The sequence below is a fragment of the Bacillus mycoides genome (assembly GCF_001757995.1).
Classification (GTDB): Bacteria; Bacillota; Bacilli; order Bacillales; family Bacillaceae_G; genus Bacillus_A; species Bacillus_A mycoides_B.
This window is the reverse complement of record NZ_LXLV01000012.1, coordinates 115,186-133,913: the sequence shown is the minus strand read 5'-3', so window position 1 is coordinate 133,913 and position 18,728 is coordinate 115,186. Positions and strand designations below refer to the sequence as shown.

Below are 18,728 nucleotides of genomic sequence, written 5' to 3'. Positions count from 1 at the left end.
CATTTTATTTATAAGCAAGAGGAGGAATTATTATGGCTCAAGTAAAATCTAACCGAGTCGCCGGCAATATTTTCAAAGGTTCAGTCGGTAATTTAATTGAATGGTACGACTGGTACGTTTACTCTGCTTTTGCTGTTTATTTTTCAGCAGAGTTCTTTCCTAAAGGAGATCCAACGAGTCAATTACTGAACACAGCCGCTATTTTCGCAGTCGGATTTTTAATGCGCCCTATCGGCAGTTTGCTAATGGGACGTTATGCAGATCGGCACGGACGCCGGGCAGCATTAACTCTTTCCATTACGGTTATGGCCGGTGGTTCTTTAATTATCGCCTGTACACCGAGTTACGAAAGTATCGGTATTATGGCGCCAATTATTTTAGTTCTTGCCCGTTTACTTCAAGGATTATCACTTGGCGGAGAGTACGGAACTTCCGCAACGTATTTATCTGAAATGGCTAGTAGTGGACGCCGTGGCTTTTATTCAAGTTTCCAATATGTAACGCTCGTTGCTGGACAGATGGTTGCATTAGGCGTTCAAATTGTTCTTCAGCAATTACTAAGCGAACCAGATATGAAAGCTTGGGGATGGCGTATTCCCTTCATTATTGGAGCGATGGGCGCAGTAGCTGTATTATGGCTTCGCCGTACGATGGATGAATCGGAGCAGTTCTCAAAAATGGAATCTAAAAATCGTGAAAGCGCAGGAACAATTCGCGCTCTTATGAAACACCCTAAAGCAGTGTTAACAGTAGTCGGCCTAACACTTGGAGGCACTGTTGCATTCTATACGTACACAACATATTTACAAAAATTCATGGTAAATACTGTCGGTCTTCCGAAAGAAATTGTGAGTTGGATTAACTTTGCTGCACTTCTCATATTCGTTGTACTTCAACCGATCGCCGGACTGTTATCTGACCGAATTGGTCGCCGCCCACTATTAATGACTTTCGGTATTCTCGGGACTTTACTAACAGCACCGATCTTCTTCCTTATGGAAAAAACGACAGAGCCAATCGTAGCATTCTTACTTATGATGGTCGGTCTCATTATCGTGACTGGTTACACTTCCATTAACGCAATTGTAAAAGCAGAACTCTTCCCAACTGAAATTCGAGCACTTGGCGTAGGCTTACCATATGCACTAACAGTTGCGATATTCGGCGGAACAGCGGAATTCATCGCTTTATGGCTAAAGAGTATCGGAATGGAGTCACTATTCTACTTCTACGTAGCTGGATGTATCGCGATAAGCTTTATTACGTATTGGCGTATGGCAGAGTCTTCGAAGAATTCGCAGATTGAAGCAGAACTTGTTGGTGGAGATAAACTAGCAAATAATAAATCTAGTTAAAATTATGTATTCTATGGACTTCTTTTACCTGAGCACGACTTTCTTTATCTAAAAAATCATAATTCATTAATATACAATTTAAAAACCTCTACTTATATGTAGAGGTTTTTGTATGACGAAAAAACACGTAGTTCCATTGTTATTTTACAAACCCAAAATTCTTCCTCATCTTAAAGTGGAACAAATTTATTACTTAGAGTGTCTAATAAGTGTATTTCTAATATTAGTTGTCCAGACTGGATACAACATATCCCGTTTGACATCTATTTTTATGTATTACAAAAAAAAGAAAGGACTTATTATTCCCAAAAGTAAAAAATATGTATTGTAATACTACGGTTAAGTATTACAAGTTTAATACTTTCACAGGTGAACCATTACAAGTGAAAACAAAAAAGAAATAACCCAAACCGTGACTTATCAATCATATAAACGTTTTGGATGTCCTTTAACCTGTGAAATTTTAGCTGCAGTAGTATTGCTACCCTATGCCATCTTTAATTGCATTGGTATTTAGAATACCTAGACAAAATTCATATATTCTTGAAAGAGGTTGAAAATTTATGTTCGTTTTAAACAAGTTCTTTAACATTTTACATTACAAAAAGATTGTGCCTGTAGTATTACTTTCATGTGTATCACTTATAGGCTGTTCCAATAGTAACACTCAATCTGAACCACCTAAACAAACGAATCAAGCTAATCAAATTAAACAAGAAAATACAGGTAATCAATCTTTCGCTAAACTTGAAAAAGAATATGATGCTAAGCTTGGTATTTATGCACTGGACACAGGTACGAATCAAACTGTTGCTTATCATTCAGATGATCGTTTTGCATTTGCATCTACATCTAAATCATTAGCTGTGGGCGCTCTTTTACGCAAGAACTCATTAGAAGCTCTTGATCAAAGGATTACGTATACTCATGAAGATCTTTCTAATTATAATCCAATTACTGAAAAGCATGTTGATACAGGAATGACGTTAAAAGAACTTGCAGATGCTTCTGTTCGATATAGTGACAGCACAGCACATAATTTGATTCTTAAACAGTTAGGGGGTCCCTCTGAATTTGAAAAAATCTTGAGAGAAATGGGAGATACTGTTACTACTTCAGAACGATTTGAACCTGAATTAAATGAAGTGCATCCAGGAGAAACACATGATACCAGTACACCAGAAGCGATAGCTAAGACACTTCAATCATTTACATTAGGAACTGCACTTCCAATAGAAAAACGTGAACTATTAGTAGATTGGATGAAGAGAAATACAACTGGAGATAAATTGATTCGTGCGGGCGTACCAAAAGGATGGGAAGTAGCTGATAAAACAGGCGCGGGATCTTACGGAACAAGAAATGATATCGCAATTATTTGGCCACCAAATAAAAAGCCGATTGTTCTTGCTATACTTTCTAATCATGATAAAGAAGATGCTAAATACGATGATAAACTTATTGCAGACGCAACCAAAGTCGTGTTAAATACCTTAAAAGCTACGGAATAAATGATAATAGGTTAAAAGTTTTCTATTTTAGGCGGGTGTTTTCATCAACTAAAAATTTAATAGTGTCCCAAAAACGAAATTTGGTGCTAACTTGTAATAAAAAGCTCATTTTTATTGTTTGGGGATAAATCGTTCTTTAAGCTTGATGGCGATTTGGTGCTATCCCTAAAACATCTGGACTTTAATAGCCAACTAAAAAATGCAAACAAAAAGACCTTTAATCAGTCGTTTTGTTTGCATTTCCTTTTTCTAAAACCACAGAAAAGATAAGTACTATAGTTAACACCATAATAAACCTTACTTCACTTCCATCACTTACAAAAAATGAATACAAAGTATAAATTAAAATTAATATTCCATAAATAACTTTGTGCAATGAACTCCCCCCCTTTTTGCCGTATATATTTTAGTGTAAAAATTTAATTCAAGCCCTATATCAAAATGAAAATAAAAAGCACCTGTGATATACACAAAGTGCTTTTCTCTTGTCAATTTATCTATTTTCACTATATTTATCTATTTTCTTTTTATAACTCAAATTTCTTCGAATCGTACTTTTCTAGAGTTTGCTGCAATTCATTTTGTTCATATGGAATATGTTTATCTGTCTGTACATCTTCAACATTTTCTCCACCTGTTAATAATCTCCTGTACTTAAAAGAGTGCCCTGTTAATACTGTTTTAATCATTTTGTATTGCCCTCCTTTTGTTTGATTACTTATATCATAAAACAAGTATCTGAAGTTGATATGTAGTTTATCTAGAGTGTATGTAAATTTAAAAAATCTCTAATAAAATGTTTATGTTGTAACGTTACCACCAAAACTATTGCTTCAAACACCATGATTTGAAGAGACAGTAACCCATATTCTAGCTTGAATTCCCGCTACAGTTCTATATTGAGTAAAACCAGTTAATCCCTATAATATAAAAAGAGCACCACTTTTTGGATGCTCTTCGTTATAACTATATATTATTTAATTTCCTTCTTTTGTTGGTACCATTTTTCCTTCTTGAGAGTCTGTACCCTCTGTTCTTTCAACAGTTTTTGCATGTTCTGGTTTTTCAGGGGCTCCCATTTCAAATCCAGGTTGAGAATCTGTACCTTCTTTTGCTGGTACCATTTTTCCTTCTTGAGAACCTGTACCTTCTGTTCTTTCAACAGTTTTTGCTTCTCCTTTAGGAGTTGCTGGCACTGCATCTTTAGGTAAATCAAAGTTTTGTGAGAAAGACGTTGTTCCATCTGCACTTTGTGTAATTACTTGATTTGAACTATTTTCATTTGACTTTAAATTGTCCATTTTCGCATCATCTGCACCTACTGCACCTCCCGCTACCAATCCTGTACTTAAAAGTGCTCCTGCTAATAATGTTTTAATCATTTTCATTACCTCCTGTTTATTTGTAATATTCATCAAAAAAGTATCTAGAGTTAATGTTTTAGTCATTATCTTTATCTACTTGCTTTTTGATTACATTTAGCATAAGACAAGAATCTATAGTTGATATGGACTGTATCTGGAGATTATGTAAAGAAAAATAGAGGATCAATTGTATATCCTAATGGATGCTTAGACAAGATTGAAACTTTATATGAGTTTGAACAATTGAGTTCCCCTTTGTTTTTGGGTGTGAGGTTTTTAGCTGGAGTGAAGTGAGGGACTAACCTTTTCTAATTTGAAAGCAAACTTTTTATTATTAGTTTACATTCGAAACACTGTAAATAAAGATGTTAAAAATCCGTGAACAAAAAACCACATCTCATTGATGTCCACCCCATCAGAAGTAAAGAACAGATTGAAGATATGAAATAGGCTCTCAAACGTCATTATTCTGAACGAGACTATATTCTCTTCCTTATTGGGATCCATACAGGATTACGTGTCAGCGATCTACTCCAAATTGAAACCCAAACCATAGTAAAGTTAAAACGAAAAAAAAGAAAAGAATTTAAGATCAAAGAAGGAAAAACGAAGAAAGAACGTATGATTAATCTTGCTTCTATTTTTGATGAAGTCTATTCGTATACCCAAACCCTAGAAAATACCTGATTATTCCCATCCCGAAAAGGAGATTAACCCATTAGTAAGATCCAGGCTTATCGACAATTGCAAAAAGTCGGAGATTTTGCCGATATAGAATCCATCGGGACTCACACCATGCGGAAAACCTTCGGCTATTGGTTTTATAAACAAAAGATGTAGCTATGTTACAAGAAATTCTTAATCACAGTACACCACAAATTACACTTAAATACATTGGTATCAATAAAGAAGAAAAGGATAATATCCTTGATACATTTCTCCTTTAATTTCTTTTAAAATATATATCAACCTATTAAAAAGCAAAAAACTTTAATACAAATTCAAACCCATAAATAAAATTTAATTACTTTTCTTACATTATTCTTTTAACATACTTAAAAAATCACTAAAATTATCTGCAACTTCACTAGTTACTGGATTCAACTCTTCTGATTCTTCATGATACCATACCACAACAGATGGTATTTCTTTTTCTCTAAAATCTAAACAAAGAAAATCACCTGCGAATAAAACAGCAAACGGAATAACATTTACTCCTGTTAAATCTTCATCATCCGTTAAACGAGTATCGATATCAGATAATACAACCTCTATATCATACCAACCATTTTCATCATCATCTTCTGGGTCCTCCAACAAACATAAGAAACGTTCAATTAAAAGTTCGTTTTTTTCATGTAAAAAAACATTAGTAATTGGAATAGAACCATTATATTTTTTCAAAAAATCTATAAAATCAGTTGGTAATTTTATCTCACAATATTCCTCAAATGATTCAATTAATTCATCATTTGGTGATTGAAGTTCACTACCATTTTTAATCTTCATTTTAATTCCTCCAATTATTTACCTACCTTTAAATATTATTTATCCCTATATCCACTCTTGATCTTTTTACTCTAAGGTATAGCCTGGTATGGATTTTCAAATCCTTTAACTTCTTCTATCCCTATAATCCGAAATAGAAAAAAGATCTCTCTGCTATCTAAATGTAATCCCACATTCATGAGATTAACTCTCCCTCCTATTTTTTCTATCCTTTAACCAACTATAAGAAGAATGCGATTATATACTTGAAATTCAACAAATTCTCTTTAAAAGCCTATACGTATTTTCCCTCCATCTTCTATATGCTTCCGTAAATAATAATACTTATGGAGTTCTATAATCATATAAAACAAAACAAACGAAAACACTGTGCATGCAGACATAAATACAATTGCCCCCATCTGTTGTGTTGCAATGCTAAGAATTATATTAGCAATTAACTGCCCCAATCCCGCTGCAATAGCTGCTACTTTTACACCACCAGTTCCTTTCGATGATTTTGATTTTTTTCTTGGTTCCTGAAGTTTTTCAATATGATTTTTATAAAAATGATACAAAGCAAAACCATACAAACCAAATGAAAGAATAAAATAGATGGGAGTTTGTAATTGTAACACTTCATAGGCATATTTTTGAGTTATAACCAATAATCCGACTGAACATATGGTGCCATATACTCCTCGAAATAGAGTGTATTGTAATTGTCGTTTCCGAGGATTGATAGCAATCCATATCGCCCACAAATTTAAAAAAATAACTGGAGGAGTTACTATATATACATAGAGTAATCGAAAAGGATTCGCAAAAGCGGGCAACAGAATAAATATGTCTGCTCCCATAAGAACAAGGCCAATTACGTGGACTCTTATTTCATTTACAGGATAAAGAGCCATATAATGTGCAAAAGCTTTCTTATTAAAATCTATACTTTTTTTCATGTTAATTAAACCACCCCGCTACTGTTGACCAAGCTTTTTTCGAACCCGTTTTCACCATATCCTTAATACTGTCATCTTCACCATCACCATCTAAATCAACATCCCATTTCACACCTTCTGTGAAATATTATTCCCTTCTCGAAAAGAAGATCACCCCATTAATAAGATCTAGGCTTATCAAAAATTTCAAAAAGCCGAAGATTTTGCCGGTATCGAATCTATTAGGACTCACACCATGCGCAAAACCTTCGGCTATTGGTTCTACACCTTCTAGTTTAACAACTGATCCAATAGGTAATAATTTCATTTATTTGCTCTCCTTTTTCTTTTTGTATCTGAATATAAATTCTAAAATGATTATAGAAGCAAATCCAATAGATAATTGAATAACTGTAAAAAGGATTTTTTCTTTTGAAGGAGCTTCAGGCAAATTCCATATTACTACAAGGGGAATAAGTACCCCAACAATGGTAATAATCCTTAATGATTTATTCATATTTTGAATTCCCCTATCACATAGGTAATATCATTTCTTATTAAATTTACTGTGCACCAGTTCAAAGAATTTATTTGCGCCAAGTGAAATTGCGCCAATAATAAGAACACCAATAATAAAATAAATCTTTTTAAATAAGTTGTAAGGAGATAAAATAGCAACTACAAGAAGTATTATAATTGCAACGAATGTGACTAATTTTCCAACTTTAAATGCTTGCATATCAGCTTTCCTCCTTCTTTGGTTTTTCAAATTTAATAAACCCTCCAAGACCAAACTCATCCCCAAAGTATCCCCCATTTTCAGCTCCAAGCTTTGCTTTAAAACCGAATGTACCTAATCCTACTTCCCCTTTTGCTATTACATCGCAGTTTCCTATAAAGTGAAACTTTAATCAGTGGGGGTTTTGTTCATCCCCCACTGATTATTAGTTGAACCAATCGGGCTTTTACGGGCAGTTGATCCCCACCTAACTTCTTTGCTTTCGCTGAATTTTGAGGTGGGGGTCTTACTGCCCGTTAATGCGGGATAAATGTTATGCAATTTCAAATAAATTTTTTAATTCATTACACATTGAAAAAACGAAGTTTGGTTGCAAACTTCGTTTTTATTTATAAATGGCATGAATCGTTTCGATTACTTTCCCTGTTTCTAGATCCTATTCAATTAAGCAATCCTACAAATGCCTCTTCTTCCTCATCTATAAAACCTACAAATATAATTTCTTCAATATCCTCATGATTAAATACAAATGTATAATCAGGATTAATGTATCCTTCTGGATAAAAACAGCCAATATAGTCATACATCACAGGTTCTTTAACCATAAGCTTTTGTTTTCTTCCATAAATCACAATTTTCTTCGTCCCACCTTTTAATAGAACAATAGAACCATTTGGTAAAAACTTTTCTTTAGAAAATTGCATAATTCCCCATCCTTCCTTTATCTAAATGTAATTCTATATTCATGATGTTGCTTCTCCCTTTTCTTTTCCATAGTCTTTACTGAATATAGGAGAACCGCGATTATATACTTAAAGTTCAATACAGACTCTTTAAAAGGTTTCATGTGTTCTACCCCCATCTTCTATATGCTTCCTTAAATAATAATACCTATGGAGTTCCATAATGAAATGAAACAAAATAAACGAAAGCATTGAGTATACACACATTAATACAATTGCTACCATCTTTTGTGTTGCAAAACCAAGACTGATATTAGCAACGAGTTGACCCAACCCTATAAAAGCCACTACTCCGAAACCAGAGTTTTTTTTCGATGACTTTGATTTTTTGATTGGTTCCTGAAGTTTTTTTATATGATTTTTATAATAATAATTCAAAGCAAAAATATACAAACCAACCGAAAAAATAAAATAGATTGGAGTTTGTAATCCTAACATTCCATATGCAAACTTTTGGGTTATAACTAATAATCCTACTGAACATACGATGCCAAATACCCCACGAAATAGAGTGTATTGTAATTGCCGTTTCCTAGGATTTATAACAATCCATATTGCCCATAAATTTAAAAAAGCAACTGGTGGAACTATTATGTACATATATATCGGTTGAACAGGATTCGCAAAAGCAGGTAAAAGCACAAATATATCTGCTATCCCAATCACAAGAGTAATTATAGTCGATCTTATATCATTTACAGCATAAAGAGCCATATAATATTCAAAAGCTTTTTTATTAAAATCTGTATTTTTTTTCATGTTAATTAAACCACCCTGCTACTGTTGACCAAGTTTTTTTCGCACCCGTTTTCACCATATCCTTAATACTATCATCTTCACCATCACCATCTAAATCAATATCCCATTTTACACCTTCTGTTAAGTATGTTAATCCTACTGAAATACCGAATCCTGCTGCTGCAACAGTCAGAACCGCAGCCCCTACAGTTGTTGCTCCTCCCACTACAACATTACCAATAATATCTCCTGCAATTTTATCACCCCAGGCATTATCTTTAATATTCTCACTTGTATCTGTATATGAATCTATAGCTACACTAGCCCACCCAAGCCTATCCTTTAAGGCCATTTTAGCTGCGCTTCCTTTTTTTATCATCGCTTCTATTTCTTTTATCTTAGGAGTAGCTGTTCCATTTTCGATTTTCTTTTCGATATCATTTACATAGTAAATCTTATGATCTCTATGCCGTCCATTAACTTTTTTATTATCTTTAACAGAATCATAACTCTCTCTTACAAGAACTCGTTTGTTTTTTCTATCAAATTCTTTTTTTATCTCATAACCATTCCTTACTTTATAAACTGTATTCCCTACTGCAGCTGCACCTGAAAGTGTTCCGGATATATTCCCCATTCCATCTAATGGTACCATCGCATCAAAGTCAGTCATACCTAAAAATGAATCTTTTTTGTCTACTTCACCAGATTCAGAATCCTTATTTAACCTTTCAACTTCACGAGCTTTATCCTCTGTAATTTTTTGAATAGACCCCGTCCAATCCATATTCAATCCTTGTGTACTAAATGTACCGCTGACGCCACTAAACCCTTTCCCACTTTGAACTTCCGCAAGACCTGCAGCAATACTAGTTGCTAATTGAAGTGCTGTACTATAATTATTACTAGAGGTCTGATTGAATTGATACAAATGATCCAGCTTTTCTTGCAGTTTTTGCCTCATAACAATAAAAAGATTTACCATGGCATCCATACCCGGCATTGGCATAGCTTGATTGACAGCTTCCATACTTGTTTTCATTCGGTCAATTTCTCGAATTTGTTCTAATATCTCGTGTTCAATTACATCTGTTGAAGCTACCTGTGATTGAAATTGACTTGGAAAAGCATTATTTTGTCGGATTAGCTCTTCACATAAGTAAATAATTCCTTGCGCTAAAGGACGAAAAGTTTGTACAAAAAATGATTTTGCACTGCTATATGTTTGCCCTTGTAACACAGTATCAGTTGCAAAAGCATCAATCGACTGAATTGCTTGTTCCATACCTTGAATGGTGGCCGTACAGACAGCGTTCATACTTTGAGTTTGGTTTTGTACTTCTCCCAAATACATATTTAAACTCATGAATTAGCCTCCTTTACTAATTGTTGTTGCTGATATGAAAGATCATTTTCTAAGTCACTAAGATCTCGTTTCTCTTTAAACAATGTTTCTTTTTGGCTTTCCAATTCAAATGTAAGTTTTCGTTCGATGTATTGTGCTTCTTGACGCATATCCATAAAAAACAATGACATTTCTCTATCTTTATGCCAAGTTCCTAAAATACGATCAAACAAACGATGGTTTTGATTCTTCCATACATGAAAATCTTCTTCTACTTTTTCCTGTTTTTGAATCGCAGATTGATTTCGGTCCTGTTCTTCAAATACACTTCGTAACTTTTGATTTAACTGTGTAATTTTGTTTTCGATATTTCGGTCCATCTTTTTCCTCCTACTATTTTACTTTACGTAGGTTGTCACATTAGCGAAAAGTGTTGTGAAGTTCGTTATCCATTCTCTCAAATTCATTAGATACCGAATGAATATTATCAACCGCTTGTTGAAAGGCAGTGGAAAATTGTTTCGTCAAGTCTAAAACTTGCTGATTCGCTTCTTGTGCTTGGGAATTAACAGATAATGTTGTACGCGTCGCCTTTGTTATAGAACGAGTTGTTGCACTTTGAATCCTATCAGAGGCTGATCCCATTTTCGTAGCAATTTGCGTTGCTGTTTGTAAATTACTTTGAAATTGTCCCATTCTTTCAAACCCTTTCTATAAGTTTTCCAAACGCATCAAAGAAATCTCATTAAATATATATCCCTATCAATATCACTCGCTAGGCACGCAATCAAATGAGCCATACAATATAAGCTGTATGGCTCATTTGAAATGCTTGTTATATAGAGTAAAACAATTTTTATTTCAAACCGAAATTACGTGATAATTCTTCATCATGAGAAGCAACAGCCTCTGCAGTTTTATTCAGCTGCATATTAATTTCTTGTAATAGCTGTGCGAAGTTTTGTACTTTTGGCTTTAATTGATTGAACTGTTGATCAAACCCTTCAAAAGCACGCCCTTCCCATTCTCCTCTTAATTCATTTTGTAAGTTTTATAGTTGACTTAAAATGTCCTCAATTTGATTTGCACCTTGTCCATATCGAGTCGCTTTTGATTTAAGCTCCTCTGGTGACATACGAATTTGTCCAGCCATTTTCATTTCCCCTTTAATACATAATGAGCAAAATATATTTTGGTTAATTTTACTAAACATATTATAATGTATTATTTTGAACTTTAAAATATTTTATCTTTCTATTGAATATTAGAATATTATCAATTTTAATCATTAAATATTCTACTTTTTCTTGCTTTACAAGATTTTATGCAAAAAAGACCACCAAAAGGCAGTCCCTCAAAACTCAATCCTATTCCCAAACCCGCGCTCCACCGCTCTCTCATACAAATACTTCGCAACGATAATATCGACTACTGCCAAACCAACTGATTTGAAAATAGTAATCTCTTCGTCTAGGGGTAGCGTCCTATCTCCATCAACTTAAAAATTTAATAGTGTCCTCAGAACGAAATTTTGTGTTAACTTGTAACAAAAAAAAGAGGAGCCATCTCCTCTTAATAAATAAACACTATTTAATTTGTTCCTTATACTCATGGTTAACAAGTACATACCATTTTCCTGTATCAAATTTTTCTTTATTAATCACGTAAACTTTATTTTCTCTCTTTACCTCCCCTGGTTTTAATTCCTTAGTAATAGTAGAGGTCTCGCCTTTTTCAACCTCATAACTACTAGTTGCCCACACATCACTTTGGTAAGCATTATCATTTTCATCCACTAAATCCACTGATGGTAAAACGGCTAATTTCATCGATTCGTTTGTGATGTTTTTCCCTTCTACTTCTAAAACAATAAAGACATGTCCATTTTCAGGTTCTTGGATTCCTATACTTTCTTTACCAACCTTATCTCTTTCTACAACTCTTTTTACAGTTACATCAAATTTAGGTGTATGAAAATCCTTGTTTACAGCATACTCTTTTTCTTTTACTTTTGATTTCTCTTTTATTTGTTCTGTATTTTTCTGCTTTGCATTCTCTTTCGGTTTCGCCTCATCAGTTGTTTGCACTTTCTTTTCTTCTTGTTTAGAATTGGTTTCTTTAGATTCTGAAGAAGTTTTGTCGGATGGATTGCCGCAACCAGATAAATTGAATACTAAAGCGCCACCTAAAATACATGTAGTAAATTTTTTCAACATCTCTTTTTATCCCCCAATAACACGATATATAAATTCCCTACTTATCATAGCAAAAAATACAATCTTAAATCGTTGCATTTTGTCGAATAATTAAGAATAATTAATTGTTTTTATTGCATATAAAAAACATGATCTTGATGTAGTACCAAGATCATGTTTTACGTTGATGTTATTTATAAAATACTTTATCCACATTATACTTCGCTTGAAATTCGTTAATCATATATGTTTCGTAAATTTCTCTTTCCATCGGATCTTCTACAATACATACATCAATACGATACACTTCATCACGATGATTTTTAATTGGTGATACATTATCTTCAAAATGCTTTTTAATACGTTGTCTTACTTTACGTGCTTTCCCAACAAAAAGAAGTTCGTCATTCAAATTATAGTTGAAAAATAAGGGGAATTATATGATAGGAGATGCAAATATAAACAGTCGCTGACCATTAGTCTACAACCCATCCCACACCCCCACACAAAAGAAAAAAGCATCAGGTCCCCCGATGCTTTCCCCCTAAAACAAATGACAAGCCACCTCATGCCCCTTCGCAATCTCCACCATTTTCGGTACTTCCTGTGCACATTTTTCAGTGGCGAATTTGCAGCGCGTTCTGAATTTGCAGCCGGATGGTGAGTTGAGTGGGCTTGGTACTTCTCCCTGCAGAATGATCCGTTCTTTGCCTGTGTTTGTTGGATCTGGTTCTGGCATGGATGAGAGTAGTGCTTGTGTGTATGGATGTGCCGGTTTTGTGTATAGGTCTTCGCTGTCGGCAATTTCTACTATGTTTCCTAAGTACATGACTCCGATTCTGTCTGATATGTGTCTTACCATGGATAGGTCATGTGCGATGAATAAGTATGTGACCCCTGTTTCTTCTTGGATGTCTTGCAGCATGTTTACGACCTGTGCTTGGACTGAGACATCTAGTGCTGAGATTGGTTCGTCACATAGGATGAAGTCTGGTTTTACAGATAGTGCGCGCGCGATGCTGATGCGCTGTCTTTGGCCTCCGCTAAATTCGTGCGGGTAGCGATATAGGTGTTCTTCTTTTAGGCCTACTTTTTTGAGAAGGTCTAGAATGATTTCTTTTCTTTCTTCCGCTGTATGAGATCCGTGAATGTTCATCGGTTCGCTAATAATTTGGAACACATTCATCGTCGGGTTTAATGATGCGTATGGGTCTTGGAAAATGATTTGCATTCGTTTTCTATATTCTTTTAGTTTACTTTCTTTTAGATCCGCGATATCTTTTCCGTCGAATAAAACGTTCCCTGAAGTAACGTCGTGTAAACGAATGATGCTTCTTCCTGTCGTTGATTTTCCGCAACCAGATTCTCCTACTAGCCCGAATGTTTCACCCTTTTTAATTGTGAAGCTAAGGTCATCGACTGCTTTTAACTGCTCTGTTTTTCTGCCGAATAGTCCTTTTTTAATAGGAAAATACTTTTTTAAGTTTCGAACTTCAATTAAATTTTCTTCATGCATGGGAATCACCTACTGTCTTATCGTTTAACCAGCACATAGAGCGTCTTCCGTTTCCGATTTCAAAGTACGGCGGACGTTCTTTTTCACAAATGTCCATTTTATGTGGGCAACGCTCTGCGAATGGGCAACCTTTCGGCGGGTGTAGTAAGTTTGGTGTTACACCTTGAATTGGCGCTAGTCTTTCTTTTACGCCGTTCGATATTTTCGGCAGAGAGTTTAATAGCCCTTTCGTATATGGATGGTTCGGCGATTGGAAAATATTAAGTACAGGTCCTTCTTCCATAATAAGTCCGCCGTACATAACGATAACGCGTGTACAGTTTTGCGCGACAATCCCTAAGTCATGCGTAATGAGAAGCAACGACATATTCGTTTCGTTTTTTAAGTTTTTCATTAAATCTAGTATTTGTGCTTGTATCGTTACGTCAAGCGCTGTCGTCGGTTCGTCCGCAATGAGTAGGTCTGGGTTACAAGACATCGCCATTGCGATCATAACCCGCTGCTTCATACCGCCGCTTAGTTCATGCGGATATTGTTTTACCCTTTCTTCTGGTGAAGAAAGACCGACTTGTTTTAGCAAATTGACCGCGATCTGCTCTGCTTCTTTCTTTTTTACTTTTTGATGCCGTATAATTACTTCCGTCATTTGCTTCCCAATTTTCACAACTGGATTTAATGCCGACATTGGATCTTGAGAGATAAGTGAAATTTGATTTCCTCTAATAGAACGCAATTCTTTTTCAGATTTTGAAAGTATGTTTTCATTGTGAAATAGAATTTCCCCCTCTTTCACTTTCCCTGGCGACGTAACGAGAGCCATAACGGATTTCGCCATAACGCTCTTTCCGCTTCCCGATTCGCCAACAATCCCAACGACTTCTCCTTTATTTAAACGAAATGAAACGCCGCGAACCGCTTCTACTTCGCCGTCTTCTATGAAAAAAGAGGTCTTTAAATTTTTTACTTCTAATAGTTTTTCAGACACGCCTTTCACTCCCCCTCACTTAAAGCATTAGTTCTCATGATGAGCCCCTTTTGGTGCGAAAGCTTTTTTCAACGCTTCACCGATTACGTTAAAACTTAGTACAGTTAATAGAATAAGGAACCCTGGGAAGATTGTTAAATACCAAGCTTCACCTATGTATCCTTGCGCATTATTTAGCATGCTGCCCCAAGAAGAATCTGGTTCTCTAATACCTAATCCTAAGAAGCTAAGTGATGATTCCATTAAAATAGATGTCGCAATTGTTAATGTCGCTGCGATAATAATAGTCGATAAAATGTTTGGAATGATGTGTCTTACAATAATCATCAATGACTTTTGTCCGGATACTTTTGCATATAAAACGTACTCACGCTCTTTTACAGATAACGTTTCTGCCCTTACTATACGAGCGGTGTCCATCCACGTTAATAATCCGATAATAAGAACAAGCGTTGTAATTCCTGGTTTTAAATACGCATTTAATAGTAGCATTAAAAAGAATGAAGGAATTGACATTAAAACTTCAACAACTCGCATTAAGAAGTTGTCTAACTTTCCGCCAAAATATCCGCTAATTGTTCCTACTGCGGTCCCAATTGTAATAGAAACAACCATCGCTAGAAAACCGACAGCAAGAGAAACCCTTCCGCCATATAACGCTCTCGTTAAATAATCCCGTCCGTAATCGTCAGTGCCGAAAGGATGACTTAAACTCGGTTCTTGTAAACGATCTGGAATCGACATTTTACTAGGATCGTACGGTGATATAAATGCGAAAAGAGACGCTATTGTTAAAACACTAAGTATAATAACTCCCATTACTACAAACTTATTTTTCGTAAAACTATTTTTTATCGTTTGAAATCTCCTATTGTTCATTCCAAATCACCCCCTCATTCGAATGCGCGGATCTACTACGCCATATAAAATATCAGCAATTAAATTACCGAGAATCAACATGAATGATGATAATAATGTGATTGCCATAATAATTGGATAATCAAATCTAAAAATAGCATTAACCCCGAGTGAACCAAGTCCCGGCCATGAGAATACTGTTTCCGTAATAAAGGCTCCACCTACTAAACTTGGAATAGATAATCCGAAAATTGTAATGATCGGTATTAATACATTTCGCAGCACGTGATTAAATAAAACTGTTTTCTTTGAAGCACCGTATGCATATTGAATTTGTACGTAATCTTCTTCTAATTGCTGGATGGTACTTGAACGAATATATCTCATATAAACAGAGACGTTTTGGAACGCAAGCACCATGCAAGGTAAAATGCCGTGCTGGACAATATCCCAGAAGGAATCTTGACCGACCGTGCGCATACCCATGCTCGGAAGAAGGTTCAACTTTAAAGAGAATAAGTAGATTAATAGTAACGCGAACCAAAAGACTGGCATTGAGATTCCCACATAGGAAATGAAGTTCACAATGCGGTCAAAGAACGAGTTCTTTTTCACCCCTGTAAATAGTCCAAGCGGTATTGCGATTACAAATGAGACGAGTAAAGATGATCCCATTAACCCGATTGTTGCGGGTAATCTTTCTGTGATAAGTTCTAAAACAGGGCGGTGATTTTGAAGTGAGTATCCAAAATTCCCTGTTAAAATATTTTTTAACCATAAAATATATTGTATGTAAATTGGTTGATCTAGTCCTAAACTTTTGCGAATACGCTCGACATCAATCGGACTCATATTCGGCGTTACAAAGTTTCGAACTGGATCGCCCGGCGCTAGTTTTATTAATAGAAAAGAAATAATAGAAATAACAAATAAAAGCGGAATTGCATTTAAAAGCCTCTTTGCAATTACTTTATACACAAACTTCCCCCCTCAAGATAAAGTGAAACTTTAATCCGTGGGGGTTTTGTCCATCCCCCGCGGATTATTAGTTGAACCAATCGGGCATTTACAGGCAGTTGATCTCCCACCTAACTTCTTTGCTTCAGCCAAATTTCGAGGCGGGAGTCTTACTGCCCGTTAATGCGGGATAAAGTGAAATTTTAATCAGCCCTACTCCAACCTAACTTCCTCGCATTCGCCAAGTTTTGAGGTGGGAGTCTTACTGCCCATTAAAGCGGGATAAAGAAGCTGATTTCCACCAGCTTCTTTACAGTTTCTTATTTCACTTCATAAATCTTTGATAGATCTTCAAACATTGTGACAGGAATTGCTTTTGCTTCTTTTAATCCATCAAACTTTTTATCTACTGCAATAACTGCTTTCGGATATGCGATTGGAAGATAAGGTAAGTCTTCTCTCGCTGTATCTTGGATTTTATGGTATAGCTCTGCGCGTTTCGTTTTATCTGTTTCAACCGCAGCTTCTTCCCATAACTTATCGAAGTCAGCATTTTTATAACGTGCATAATTGTATTCTGCATTACTTAAGTACAGACTCTTATATGAATCTGGCTCTGGTCCCATTATGTAACCACCGAATGTAATGTCATACTCTTTATTTTCTTTATCTAAGCCTTTTTCACTTGCTGCACTAGCATCTAATGCATTTAGTTCAACTTGCAAGCCTACTTCTTGTAATTTTTGTTGTGTATATAGCGCTAAGCTTTCCATAATTTTATTATTCGTTACATACATAACCCGTACTTTTTCTTTATCTTTCACACCAGCTTTTGCTAATAAATCTTTCGCTTCTTTTTGATCATACTTATACTCTTTAATATCTTTCGCATAATACATAGCGTCTGGTGTTAAGATTGAATTTGCCGGTTCTGCAAATTGACTAGAAACGAACGCTGAGTTAATCATTTCTTTCTTATCTAATGCATGCGCAATTGCTTGGCGCACTTCTTTTTTCTTCATAAGGTCTGTATTAAAGTTATAAGCTAAGTAGAATAATCTACCTTCAGGGAATGTCACCATTGAGAAGTTCCCAGTGCTATCTAATTTCTTAAAGTCTTGCGGCTCAATCATCTTCATATTGATTTGACCATTTTGAAGTGAAACGTTTGCTGTATTACGGTCTTTTACAACGCGGTACACGATAGAATCTAATTTCGCTTTACCAGCAAAATAATCATCGAATCGCTCTAACGCAACATATTCATCTGATTTAAACTCTTTTAATTTAAATGGACCTGATCCTACAGGTTGTAGGTTTTTCTTACTCTTCACTAAATCTGCTTCACCTTCAAATACATGTTTCGGAATTGGGAAGAAATCATTCATAACCCCTTCGAAAGATGCACTTACTTGTGGTAATACAAATTGAGTCGTTAGCTCATCCACTTTTTTCACTTCAAGCGGCTTTCCTTTAAAAATAAAGTTTTCACGGCTTGAACTATTTTGCTTCTCATCTAAAATAGATTGGAATGTAAATGCAATATCATCTGATGTAATTTTCTTACCATCATGCCATTTCAAATTATCCTTTAGTTTTAAAGTCCATGTTAATTGATCCTCTGAAGGCGTAAAGCTCTCAGCAAGAACAAACTTTTTCTTACCGTCTTCCATATGATACAGCGGTGCATATAAAGCTTGCTGTATCGTGAGCGACACACGATCATTCGCGTAAAGCGGATTCATCGTATCGGGATTGTCGCTAACACCAATTGTTAACGTTCCTCCATCTTTCGGAGTCCCTGATTTACTAGTGTTCGCTTGCTTCGAAGAATCTTTTCCCCCGGAACAAGCCGCTAATGCAATAAGTAATAGTAGGACAAATGGTAATGCAAACAACTTCTTCTTCATATTTCGACCCCTCTCGACTATTTACACCTATAAGAAAACTCGGGATTAATACCGAGTTTTCTTATAGGTTTTAAATTACCACTACC

At 35.3% G+C, this 18,728-nt stretch carries 20 protein-coding genes and 5 pseudogenes; 4 read left to right on the top strand and 21 right to left on the bottom strand.

From position 1 onward, the window contains the following. The first annotated feature begins 32 nt into the window (after positions 1–32). Together BWGOE10_RS04460 and blaIII are read left to right on the top strand one after the other, a co-directional pair. Positions 33–1,355, top strand: a complete 1,323-nt coding sequence (locus tag BWGOE10_RS04460) for an MFS transporter (protein ID WP_070141088.1) — start codon at positions 33–35, stop codon at positions 1,353–1,355. 563 nt (positions 1,356–1,918) lie between these two features. Beyond that, positions 1,919–2,866 (top strand): class A beta-lactamase BlaIII, encoded by a 948-nt coding sequence (gene blaIII, locus BWGOE10_RS04450; protein WP_002016516.1) that lies wholly within the window; start codon positions 1,919–1,921, stop codon positions 2,864–2,866. Between the two features lie 217 nt (positions 2,867–3,083). Here the strand turns inward: blaIII and BWGOE10_RS32720 are convergent, their stop codons facing one another. The 3 genes from BWGOE10_RS32720 to BWGOE10_RS04445 all read right to left on the bottom strand — a co-directional run bounded on the left by BWGOE10_RS32720 (position 3,084) and on the right by BWGOE10_RS04445 (position 4,248). Further along, a complete protein-coding gene (locus BWGOE10_RS32720) occupies positions 3,084–3,242 on the bottom strand; it encodes a hypothetical protein (RefSeq protein WP_002087303.1) in 159 nt (52 codons plus the stop codon). Positions 3,243–3,393: 151 nt separating this feature from the next. Then, positions 3,394–3,555, bottom strand: coding sequence for a hypothetical protein (locus tag BWGOE10_RS32715; protein ID WP_171903091.1), 162 nt, complete (start codon positions 3,553–3,555; stop codon positions 3,394–3,396). Between the two features lie 288 nt (positions 3,556–3,843). Then, entirely contained in the window at positions 3,844–4,248 is a 405-nt protein-coding gene (locus BWGOE10_RS04445) for an alpha-ketoglutarate permease (protein WP_070141086.1), read from the bottom strand. 360 nt (positions 4,249–4,608) lie between these two features. Here BWGOE10_RS04445 and BWGOE10_RS31065 point away from each other — a divergent pair. After that, positions 4,609–5,177, top strand: a pseudogene (locus BWGOE10_RS31065) (tyrosine-type recombinase/integrase). A 91-nt stretch (positions 5,178–5,268) separates the two neighbouring features. Here the strand turns inward: BWGOE10_RS31065 and BWGOE10_RS04440 are convergent. Together BWGOE10_RS04440 and BWGOE10_RS04435 are read right to left on the bottom strand one after the other, a co-directional pair. Next, the gene (locus BWGOE10_RS04440; protein ID WP_070141085.1) at positions 5,269–5,739 is read right to left on the bottom strand and encodes an SMI1/KNR4 family protein; all 471 of its coding nucleotides are present in this window, start codon (positions 5,737–5,739) and stop codon (positions 5,269–5,271) included. 266 nt (positions 5,740–6,005) lie between these two features. After that, complete coding sequence (locus BWGOE10_RS04435; protein WP_070141084.1) at positions 6,006–6,677, bottom strand: hypothetical protein; 672 nt, start codon at positions 6,675–6,677, stop codon at positions 6,006–6,008. 127 nt (positions 6,678–6,804) lie between these two features. Here BWGOE10_RS04435 and BWGOE10_RS33900 point away from each other — a divergent pair. Then, positions 6,805–6,942: pseudogene (locus BWGOE10_RS33900) on the top strand (integrase); the annotation flags it as partial. Between the two features lie 42 nt (positions 6,943–6,984). Here BWGOE10_RS33900 and BWGOE10_RS04425 read toward each other — a convergent pair. The 16 genes and pseudogenes from BWGOE10_RS04425 to BWGOE10_RS04355 all read right to left on the bottom strand — a co-directional run bounded on the left by BWGOE10_RS04425 (position 6,985) and on the right by BWGOE10_RS04355 (position 18,642). Further along, positions 6,985–7,173: a hypothetical protein gene (locus BWGOE10_RS04425; RefSeq protein WP_070141082.1), complete on the bottom strand. Its 189-nt coding sequence runs from the start codon at positions 7,171–7,173 to the stop codon at positions 6,985–6,987. Positions 7,174–7,203: 30 nt separating this feature from the next. Continuing rightward, a complete protein-coding gene (locus BWGOE10_RS04420) occupies positions 7,204–7,395 on the bottom strand; it encodes a hypothetical protein (protein ID WP_001147553.1) in 192 nt (63 codons plus the stop codon). 440 nt (positions 7,396–7,835) lie between these two features. Next, the gene (locus BWGOE10_RS04415) at positions 7,836–8,099 is read right to left on the bottom strand and encodes a DUF4176 domain-containing protein (RefSeq protein WP_070141081.1); all 264 of its coding nucleotides are present in this window, start codon (positions 8,097–8,099) and stop codon (positions 7,836–7,838) included. 129 nt (positions 8,100–8,228) lie between these two features. Beyond that, complete coding sequence (locus BWGOE10_RS04410) at positions 8,229–8,897, bottom strand: hypothetical protein (protein WP_070141080.1); 669 nt, start codon at positions 8,895–8,897, stop codon at positions 8,229–8,231. A gap of 1 nt (position 8,898) precedes the next feature. After that, positions 8,899–10,242 carry a T7SS effector LXG polymorphic toxin gene (locus tag BWGOE10_RS04405; protein ID WP_070141079.1) on the bottom strand — a complete coding sequence of 448 codons (1,344 nt, stop codon included), beginning with the start codon at positions 10,240–10,242 and terminating at the stop codon, positions 8,899–8,901. Beyond that, a complete protein-coding gene (locus BWGOE10_RS04400; protein ID WP_070141078.1) occupies positions 10,239–10,601 on the bottom strand; it encodes a DUF3958 family protein in 363 nt (120 codons plus the stop codon). Before BWGOE10_RS04400 ends, BWGOE10_RS04405 begins: the two co-directional genes overlap by 4 nt. A 40-nt stretch (positions 10,602–10,641) precedes the next feature. Then, complete coding sequence (locus BWGOE10_RS04395; RefSeq protein ID WP_070141077.1) at positions 10,642–10,917, bottom strand: TIGR04197 family type VII secretion effector; 276 nt, start codon at positions 10,915–10,917, stop codon at positions 10,642–10,644. A 160-nt stretch (positions 10,918–11,077) separates the two neighbouring features. Continuing rightward, a pseudogene (locus tag BWGOE10_RS04390) lies at positions 11,078–11,374 on the bottom strand (WXG100 family type VII secretion target). 201 nt (positions 11,375–11,575) lie between these two features. Next, positions 11,576–11,692, bottom strand: a pseudogene (locus BWGOE10_RS31050) (ornithine cyclodeaminase family protein); the annotation flags it as partial. Positions 11,693–11,807: 115 nt separating this feature from the next. Further along, on the bottom strand, positions 11,808–12,437 hold the full coding sequence (locus tag BWGOE10_RS04385; protein ID WP_070141076.1) for a DUF4352 domain-containing protein: 630 nt from the start codon (positions 12,435–12,437) through the stop codon (positions 11,808–11,810). 169 nt (positions 12,438–12,606) lie between these two features. After that, positions 12,607–12,846 (bottom strand): annotated as a pseudogene (locus BWGOE10_RS04380) (nucleotide excision repair endonuclease); the annotation flags it as partial. A 114-nt stretch (positions 12,847–12,960) separates the two neighbouring features. Beyond that, positions 12,961–13,932, bottom strand: a complete 972-nt coding sequence (locus BWGOE10_RS04375; RefSeq protein WP_070141075.1) for an ABC transporter ATP-binding protein — start codon at positions 13,930–13,932, stop codon at positions 12,961–12,963. Continuing rightward, positions 13,925–14,917 (bottom strand): ABC transporter ATP-binding protein, encoded by a 993-nt coding sequence (locus BWGOE10_RS04370; protein WP_070141074.1) that lies wholly within the window; start codon positions 14,915–14,917, stop codon positions 13,925–13,927. The genes BWGOE10_RS04375 and BWGOE10_RS04370 overlap by 8 nt, the downstream gene beginning before the upstream one ends. A gap of 27 nt (positions 14,918–14,944) precedes the next feature. Then, positions 14,945–15,796 (bottom strand): ABC transporter permease, encoded by an 852-nt coding sequence (locus BWGOE10_RS04365; RefSeq protein ID WP_070141073.1) that lies wholly within the window; start codon positions 15,794–15,796, stop codon positions 14,945–14,947. A 6-nt stretch (positions 15,797–15,802) separates the two neighbouring features. Next, entirely contained in the window at positions 15,803–16,753 is a 951-nt protein-coding gene (locus BWGOE10_RS04360) for an ABC transporter permease (RefSeq protein WP_070141072.1), read from the bottom strand. Between the two features lie 299 nt (positions 16,754–17,052). Then, positions 17,053–18,642 (bottom strand): ABC transporter substrate-binding protein, encoded by a 1,590-nt coding sequence (locus BWGOE10_RS04355; RefSeq protein WP_070141071.1) that lies wholly within the window; start codon positions 18,640–18,642, stop codon positions 17,053–17,055. Positions 18,643–18,728 lie beyond the last annotated feature (86 nt).